Annotated in this window: 4 protein-coding genes, 2 pseudogenes and 1 riboswitch; of the genes and pseudogenes, 3 read left to right on the top strand and 3 right to left on the bottom strand. The window is 67.3% G+C overall.

Translation table 11 applies throughout. The annotated features are described in order from the left end of the window. Positions 1 to 963: pseudogene (locus JCM9942_RS19065) on the bottom strand (S9 family peptidase); the annotation flags it as partial. A 115-nt stretch (positions 964 to 1,078) separates the two neighbouring features. Then, positions 1,079 to 1,173: riboswitch (S-adenosyl-L-homocysteine riboswitch) on the top strand. Between the two features lie 32 nt (positions 1,174 to 1,205). On the opposite strand from JCM9942_RS19065, the pseudogene ahcY reads away from it, so the two are divergent. The 3 genes and pseudogenes from ahcY (at position 1,206) to JCM9942_RS11035 (ending at position 3,617) form a co-directional block, all read left to right on the top strand. Continuing rightward, a pseudogene (ahcY, locus tag JCM9942_RS11040) lies at positions 1,206 to 2,653 on the top strand (adenosylhomocysteinase). Positions 2,654 to 2,859: 206 nt separating this feature from the next. Then, complete coding sequence (locus JCM9942_RS19060) at positions 2,860 to 3,219, top strand: hypothetical protein (protein WP_145974301.1); 360 nt, start codon at positions 2,860 to 2,862, stop codon at positions 3,217 to 3,219. Positions 3,220 to 3,263: 44 nt separating this feature from the next. Next, entirely contained in the window at positions 3,264 to 3,617 is a 354-nt protein-coding gene (locus JCM9942_RS11035; RefSeq protein WP_054659659.1) for a TfoX/Sxy family protein, read from the top strand. Between the two features lie 59 nt (positions 3,618 to 3,676). On the opposite strand, the gene JCM9942_RS11030 is transcribed toward JCM9942_RS11035, so the two are convergent. Both JCM9942_RS11030 and JCM9942_RS11025 read right to left on the bottom strand, forming a co-directional pair. Next, positions 3,677 to 4,084, bottom strand: a complete 408-nt coding sequence (locus JCM9942_RS11030) for a ribosomal maturation YjgA family protein (protein WP_054659657.1) — start codon at positions 4,082 to 4,084, stop codon at positions 3,677 to 3,679. Further along, positions 4,081 to 4,635: a DUF3228 family protein gene (locus JCM9942_RS11025; protein WP_054659655.1), complete on the bottom strand. Its 555-nt coding sequence runs from the start codon at positions 4,633 to 4,635 to the stop codon at positions 4,081 to 4,083. Before JCM9942_RS11025 ends, JCM9942_RS11030 begins: the two co-directional genes overlap by 4 nt. Positions 4,636 to 4,724 lie beyond the last annotated feature (89 nt).

Here is a 4,724-nt window from a genome sequence, read left to right as displayed (position 1 = left end):
ATGCACCAGCTTGCCCTGCGCATCGAGCACTTCGATGTTGCGCGGGAACCGGCTCACCGGCACCGCATAGGAGAACGGCCGCTGCACCCGCTGGCTGAGCAGGTAGTTGCCGTCCGGCGAGGCCGCCAGGCCCAGATAGATGCCCACCGCGCCGACCGGGGTGGCCTGGCCGTTGATCGCCACCCGCGTCGGCTGCGCCTGCAGGTAATACTCGAACAGGCGCGCGTCGTCCTCGTTCTTGAGCAGGTCCTGGTAGGTGCGCACCGAGCGCACGCCCTGCCCGGCCTCGGTCTGCTGCACCGCCGGGCCGGTCGGAACGCCATCACTGGCCGGCGGCGCGCCGCGCCCGGCCGGACGCTGCATCACCAGCAGTTCCGTGCCACCCGGCAACCACGCATAGCCGTTGCCGACGATGCTGTTCAGATCCTGCGCCACCCGGCGCGCGCTGGCCGTGCCGACATCCACCAGCCACAGCTCGTTGGCACCGCTGGCCGGATCGACCTGGTTGAACGCCAGATACTTCTGGTCCGGCGACCACGCCAGCGAGGCCACCGACAGCGGCTGCGGCAGACCACTGATCTGGCGCTCGGCGCCGTCCACGGTGGAGATCAGCCACAGCTTGCTGCCGAACGAGAAGCGGCTGTCAGACACCGTCTTCGGATTGATCCGCAGCCCGGCCAGCTTCAGCTCCGGGGCCGCCACCTGGGCGATGGACGGCAACGGCGGGGTCTGCAGCATCGCCGCCAGATCGCGCCTGGGCGACAGGCTCAGGGTCGGCGCACGCGGGGCATCCACCACCGCCTGCAAGGCGGCCGACGGGAGCCGGTAGCCCTCGCCCTGGGTGGCCTTCTGCGCCGGCGGAGGGGCCAACGCCATTACCGGCGGTACCGAGAGCAGCAGGCCGGCGCACAGCACCAGCACAGCCGAAGCGCGCTTGGCGCGGCGGGCGGGGGATTTGGTCATGACAATCCTTAACAACAGAGGCGATCAGACAACTTAACAATCTCTGTCGCCGTTCTCCCCTGCCTTTGGTTGGGCTGCCGGCGCGACGACCGCGCCGCGATATAATCGCCACCCCCGCTCCGAGGGGCGCTGCGACCGTACCGACCCCACCGGGGCTCGCGTCACGGCCAGGCTCGGGCGGCTTCCATGCAACAACGGCGCCCGGCGAACGCGAGCCTGCTCGCACCACACCGGAGCTCTAAATGAACGCTGTTGCCAAGACTTCTCACAGGAAGGCGATTACAAGATTGCCGATATCGCGCTGGCCGACTGGGGCCGCAAGGAGCTGGATATCGCCGAGCACGAGATGCCGGGCCTGATGTCCATCCGCCGCAAGCACGCCACTACCAAGCCGCTGGCCGGCGTGCGCGTGACCGGCTCGCTGCACATGACCATCCAGACCGCGGTGCTGATCGAGACCCTGAAGGACATCGGCGCCGACGTGCGCTGGGCCTCGTGCAACATCTTCTCCACCCAGGACCAGGCCGCCGCGGCGATTGCCGCCACCGGCACCCCGGTGTTCGCGTGGAAGGGCGAAACCCTGGAAGAGTACTGGGACTGCACCCTGGACGCGCTGACCTTCACCCTGCCCGACGGCACCCTGACCGGCCCGCAGCTGGTGGTGGACGACGGTGGCGACGTCACCCTGCTCATCCACAAGGGCTATGAGCTGGAACAGGGCGATGACAGCTGGGTCAACTCGGCCTCGGGCAGCCACGAGGAACAGGTGATCAAGAACCTGCTCAAGCGCGTGGCCGTCGAGCGCCCGGGCTACTGGACCCGCGTGGTCGCCGACTGGAAGGGCGTCTCCGAAGAGACCACCACCGGTGTGCACCGCCTGTACCAGCTGGCCGAACAGGGCAAGCTGCTGATCCCGGCGATCAACGTCAACGACTCGGTCACCAAGAGCAAGTTCGACAACCTGTACGGCTGCCGCGAGTCGCTGGCCGATGGCCTGAAGCGTGCGATGGACGTGATGCTGGCCGGCAAGGTGGCCGTGGTGTGCGGCTACGGTGATGTCGGCAAGGGCTCGGCCGCCTCGCTGCGCAACTACGGCGCGCGCGTCATCGTCACCGAGATCGATCCGATCTGCGCACTGCAGGCGGCGATGGAAGGCTACGAAGTCAATACGGTCGAATCCACCCTGGGCCGTGCCGACATCTACGTCACCACCACCGGCAACAAGGACATCATCACCGCCGCGCACATGCAGGCGATGAAGGACCAGGCCATCGTCTGCAACATCGGCCACTTCGACAACGAGATCCAGGTCGATGCGCTCAAGGCCCTGCCGGGGCTGGTGCACACCAACATCAAGCCGCAGGTGGACAAGTACACCTTCGCCAATGGCAACAGCATCTTCCTGCTGGCCGAAGGCCGTCTGGTGAACCTGGGCTGCGCCACCGGCCACCCGAGCTTCGTGATGTCCAACAGCTTCGCCAACCAGACCCTGGCGCAGATCGACCTGTGGGCCAACAAGGACAGCTACGAAAACAAGGTCTACATCCTGCCCAAGCACCTGGACGAGGAAGTGGCGCGCCTGCACCTGGAAAAGATCGGCGTGAAGCTGACCACCCTGACCAGGGACCAGGCCGACTACCTGGGCGTGCCGGTCGAAGGCCCGTACAAGCCGGACCACTACCGCTACTGATCGGCCTGCCGGTCACTGCGTGAAACACGAAACGGGCGCCGTCAGGCGCCCGTTTTTTGTGCCTGTTTACCCGAACCGCGTCCCTGCCGGCGCCAGCTCAGGCGCCCCCGCAACGGACCGGTCAACCGCCGGACGCCGGACGCCGGACGCCGGACGCCGTTTCACTCTGCGCCCGTGCGTTGCCCCCAGACGCCGGGTCACCCGGGATGGCGCAGAAGTTCGAGCCGCTCCGCATCAAACGAACCGCGCTGCGCACAGCAGCACCCGCCACTTCCCAACCCGCCACGGCGTGGGGATACTCGAAGCCAGACCGTTCCGTCACCGACTGGGGAGTTTTGATGGCAAGGCGTGCTCGATATCTGCTGGCGGCGGCCTTGGTCGCTTTTTCATCCACGGCGTTCGCACAGAGTGACGCGTACAAAGCCGGTTACAGCGTTGGCCGGCAACTGGGGCGTTTCATGGGACTGGCCTTGCCCGGGGCGGCAGGCGCTGTCGGCGTCGTTGTCGCGCTGCTGGTCTTGCGCGCATGGCGCAAACGCCGCACTGCCGGTGACAGGCGGGCCTGACATCCCCCCGCCTGGATGGCGCATCCGCCACGGCAGCTATCGGCATGAGTACCGACCGCGACTTCATCGACTATGTCGCCGAGCAGATCGGCCTGGGCAGCCGCCTGAGCCACAGGAAGATGTTTGGCGAGTACGCGCTGTATGTCGATGGCAAGGTGGTGGCCTTCGCCTGCGACAACAGCCTGTTCGTCAAACCCTCCGCTGCCGCCACCGGACTGGCACCGCCGCTGCCGCAACGCCCACCGTATCCCGGCGCCAAGGACTATCCGGTGGCCGATGAGCTGCTTGATGACAGCGAGGCGCTGCGCCGGCTGATCCTGCAGACCGCCGAGCTGATGCCGCTGCCGAAGCCCAGGAAAGTCGCCGCCAGGCGTACGCCCCGCTCCGCAAAGCCCTGACGGCTCCCATCAGCGCACGGTGGATGGCCGCCACCACCAGCCGTCACACCGCCGCGTGGCTACCGTTTGAACAACGCCAGCCCTCCGGCCACCACCGCGCAGCCGATGGCGTAGCAGGCGATATCGGCCCACGAGAACGTGTTGCCGATCAGCGTGTGCATCACATCGCCGCGCACATAGCCCAGCCGTTCGGCCAGCGCGAAGTACTGGGCCACTTCCATCGCGCAGGCCAACCCGAACACGCCCAGCAGCAGCGCATGGTCATCGACCCGCACCACGCTGCGGATCGCCGCGTACAACAGCACCACCACCAGCACATCGCCCAGATAGGCGCGTATCCACGTCACCTGCGACAGCTGCGTGGCGATCACCACTTCCAGCAGGAACAGGGCGATGGCCAGCAGCATGTGCCACGGGCTGAACGCGAACACGCCCCACCCGGCACGCGCCTTCAGATAAAGGCTCATCGCCAGTTGGCGTTGTTGTCCCAGAACGCCACCGCGCGCGCATAGGCGGCACGGTCGATGGCCACGCCCGAGCCGCCCTCCTCCACGCCGAGTGCGTTGCGCATCATCGTGATCGGCGCCATCGGCACTTCCTCGGGCTCGGCGGTGTAGAGACAGCCGACCACGCCCCAGTCGGCCTCGATCGGCGCGCCCTCCCTGGCCAGCTGCTCGGCGCTGTACAGGATCACCACCAGGTACTCGGCCACCGGCGGCTCCACGCCCTCGAACCAGCGCACCAGCACCGGCAGCTCCTCGCGGGTGCGCGCCTCGTAGCCCGAGCGCAGCAGATGGCGGTTGTCCTCGGTTATCGGCACGGTCAGGCAGCGGGTGGAGGTCCAGTTGCGGTGCACATGCAGCTTGCAGAACGGCGCGTAGCCGTCGAGCACCTTGTACGGCGCATGGGCGTTGAGGTGCTGCTCGAACTGCTCCGGCGTGCAGTCCTGGATGGTGTTGGCGCGCGGCGTGCGCGGGAACAGCCGGGTGCGGGCGAAGGGGGTGAGATAGATCGACATCAGACCGCTCTTAACAAAGTTGAGCGCGCATTCTCCGCTATCGGCGCCACGCCGCGCCCGGCTTCCACGGCAGCGCGGGTCCTCGGCGG

Origin of the sequence: Stenotrophomonas pictorum JCM 9942 (genome assembly GCF_001310775.1) — a bacterium.
In the GTDB taxonomy this organism is placed as follows: Bacteria; Pseudomonadota; Gammaproteobacteria; order Xanthomonadales; family Xanthomonadaceae; genus Stenotrophomonas; species Stenotrophomonas pictorum.
This window is presented reverse-complemented; position numbering and strand designations above follow the sequence as displayed.

What these genes read in the sequence shown, in the direction of transcription:
- JCM9942_RS19060 (WP_145974301.1), top strand. Translation starts at nt 2,860, where the DNA reads ATGGCGCAGAAGTTCGAGCCGCTCCGCATCAAACGAACCGCGCTGCGC.
- JCM9942_RS11035 (WP_054659659.1), top strand. Translation starts at nt 3,264, where the DNA reads ATGAGTACCGACCGCGACTTCATCGACTATGTCGCCGAGCAGATCGGC.
- JCM9942_RS11025 (WP_054659655.1), bottom strand. Translation starts at nt 4,635, where the DNA reads ATGTCGATCTATCTCACCCCCTTCGCCCGCACCCGGCTGTTCCCGCGC.
- JCM9942_RS11030 (WP_054659657.1), bottom strand. Translation starts at nt 4,084, where the DNA reads ATGAGCCTTTATCTGAAGGCGCGTGCCGGGTGGGGCGTGTTCGCGTTC.